The sequence below is a fragment of the Methylosinus sp. KRF6 genome (genome assembly GCF_018887255.1).
In the GTDB taxonomy this organism is placed as follows: domain Bacteria; phylum Pseudomonadota; class Alphaproteobacteria; order Rhizobiales; family Beijerinckiaceae; genus Methylosinus; species Methylosinus sporium.
This window is the reverse complement of the sequence record NZ_JAHLJF010000037.1, coordinates 1-2,496: the sequence shown is the minus strand read 5'-3', so window position 1 is coordinate 2,496 and position 2,496 is coordinate 1. Positions and strand designations below refer to the sequence as shown.

The 2,496-nt window shown below is 64.7% G+C and carries 2 protein-coding genes; both read left to right on the top strand.

The annotated features are described in order from the left end of the window. Positions 1 to 112: 112 nt before the first annotated feature. A complete protein-coding gene (gene istA / locus KP010_RS22390; RefSeq protein WP_216281919.1) occupies positions 113 to 1,642 on the top strand; it encodes an IS21 family transposase in 1,530 nt (509 codons plus the stop codon). After that, positions 1,632 to 2,414, top strand: a complete 783-nt coding sequence (gene istB / locus KP010_RS22385; protein ID WP_216281917.1) for an IS21-like element helper ATPase IstB — start codon at positions 1,632 to 1,634, stop codon at positions 2,412 to 2,414. Before istA ends, istB begins: the two co-directional genes overlap by 11 nt. Positions 2,415 to 2,496: the final 82 nt, after the last annotated feature.

Below are 2,496 nucleotides of genomic sequence, written 5' to 3'. Positions count from 1 at the left end.
TGTTGATTTCCACTGAGAGCTGACCCAGGCAGCACGAGTTTTTCCACCGAGAACTGACCCATGTTCGAACCTTTCCCCCTCGACCGTCGCGGGGGACCTGGGAGTGATCGACATGGAGTTATTGAGCGTCATCCGACGCTGGCGATATCGGCAGGAGTTTTCGATCCGAGAGATCGCGCGACGCACGGGGCTGTCGCGCAATACCGTGCGCAAATACCTGCGCTCGGACAGCGTCGAGCCGCGGTTCGCCACGCCCGATCGACCGAGCCGGCTCGATCCGTTCGCCGACAAGCTGGCGCACATGCTGCGTCACGAGGCCGCAAAATCGCGCAAGCAGAAGCGGACGGTCAAGCAGCTGCACGCGGATCTGGTCGCCCTCGGCTACGACGGCTCCTACAATCGCGTGGCGGCCTTCGCGCGCGAGTGGAAGGCGGCGCGGCATCGGGAGCAGCAGACCTGCAGGCGCGGCGCGTTCGTGCCGCTGACGTTTCTGCCCGGCGAGGCGTTCCAGTTCGACTGGTCGGAGGATTGGGCGATCATCGCGGGCGAGCGGACCAAGTTGCAGGTCGCCCAGTTCAAGCTCTCCTATAGCCGTGCGTTCTTCCTTCGCGCCTACCCGCAGCAGACGCATGAGATGCTGTTCGACGCCCACAACCACGCCTTCCGCGTGCTGGGCGGCGTGCCCCGGCGAGGCGTCTACGACAACATGCGCACGGCGATCGACAAGCTCGGGCGCGGCAAAGAGCGCCAGGTCAACGCCCGCTTCGCCGCCATGGTCAGCCACTTCCTTTTCGAGGCCGCATTCTGCAATCCGGCCTCCGGCTGGGAAAAGGGGCAAATCGAGAAGAACGTTCAGGATGCTCGTCATCGCCTCTGGCAGCCGATCCCGAGCTTTCCGTCGCTGGCGGCGCTCAACGACTGGCTGGAGGCGCGATGCCGCGAGCTTTGGGCCGAGATCTCGCACAGCGCGCAGCCGGGGACGATCGCGGAGGCCTGGCGCGAGGAGGTTCCGCAACTGATGCAGCCTCCGCGGCCATTCGACGGCTTCGTCGAACACACCAAGCGGGTCACGCCGACATGCCTGATCCATCTGGACCGCAATCGCTACAGCGTGCCGGCCTCCTTCGCCAATCGCCCCGTCAGCGTGCGGGTCTACCCTGAGCGCGTCGTCGTCGCCGCCGAGGGGCAGATCGTGTGCGAGCACTCCCGCGTCTTCGCCCGGTCGCATAACGACAAGAGCGTGACGGTCTACGACTGGCGGCATTATCTCTCCGTCATCCAGCGCAAGCCGGGCGCGCTGCGCAACGGCGCGCCCTTCGCCGAGCTACCGGTCGCCTTTCGGACGCTGCAACAGCGCATGCTCGAGAAGCCGGGCGGCGACCGTGAGATGGTCGAGATTTTGGCTCTGGTCCTACAGCACGACGAGCAGGCCGTGCTGACCGCCGTCCAATTGGCGCTGGAGGCCGGCGCGCCGACCAAGACGCACATCTTGAACCTGTTGCATCGCTTGGTGGACGGCAAGCCGGTCGACGCGCCGCCCGTGAAGCCGCCCAACGCGCTGACGCTCACCACCGAGCCGCAGGCCAATGTCGAGCGTTACGACGCGCTGCGCAAAGGTCGGGAGGCGCGCCATGCGTCATAATCCCGCCGCCGGCGCCATCGTCATCATGCTGCGCAGTCTCAAAATGCACGGCATGGCGCAAGCCGTCAGCGAGCTGACCGAGCAAGGCTCCCCGGCCTTCGAGGCCGCGCTGCCGATCCTGTCGCAACTCTTGAAGGCGGAAACCGCCGACCGGGAGGTGAGATCGATCGCCTACCAGCTCAAGTCCGCGCGGTTCCCGAACTATCGCGATCTCGCCGGCTTCGACTTCGCCAGCAGTGAGGTCAACGAGGCGCTCGCGCGCCAGCTTCATCGCTGCGAGTTCCTCGAGGATGCGCATAACGCCGTCCTGGTCGGGGGACCTGGTACGGGCAAGACGCATCTGGCGACAGCGATCGGCGTCCAGGCGATCCAGCATCACAGAAAGCGCGTCCGGTTCTTCTCCACCGTCGAGCTCGTCAACGCGCTCGAAGCCGAAAAGCACCAAGGCAAGTCGGGCCAAGTCGCGGCGCGGCTCGTTCATTCCGATCTCGTCATCCTCGATGAGCTCGGCTACCTGCCGTTCAGCGGCTCCGGCGGGGCGCTGCTGTTCCATCTGCTGAGCAAGCTCTACGAGCGGACCAGCGTCATCATCACGACGAATCTGAGCTTCGGCGAATGGGCCGCCGTCTTCGGGGACGCCAAGATGACGACCGCTCTGCTCGATCGCCTCACTCACCGCTGCCACATCCTCGAAACCGGGAACGACAGCTTCCGGTTCAAGGACAGCTCGGCAAAGGCGGACAAACCTGCAAAGGAGAAGACCAAAACTTGACGACCGACTGACCCGCAAGCCATCTTCAACCCGGGTCACTTCTCAATGGAAATCCTGGGTCAAATCTCGACGGAAATCGACA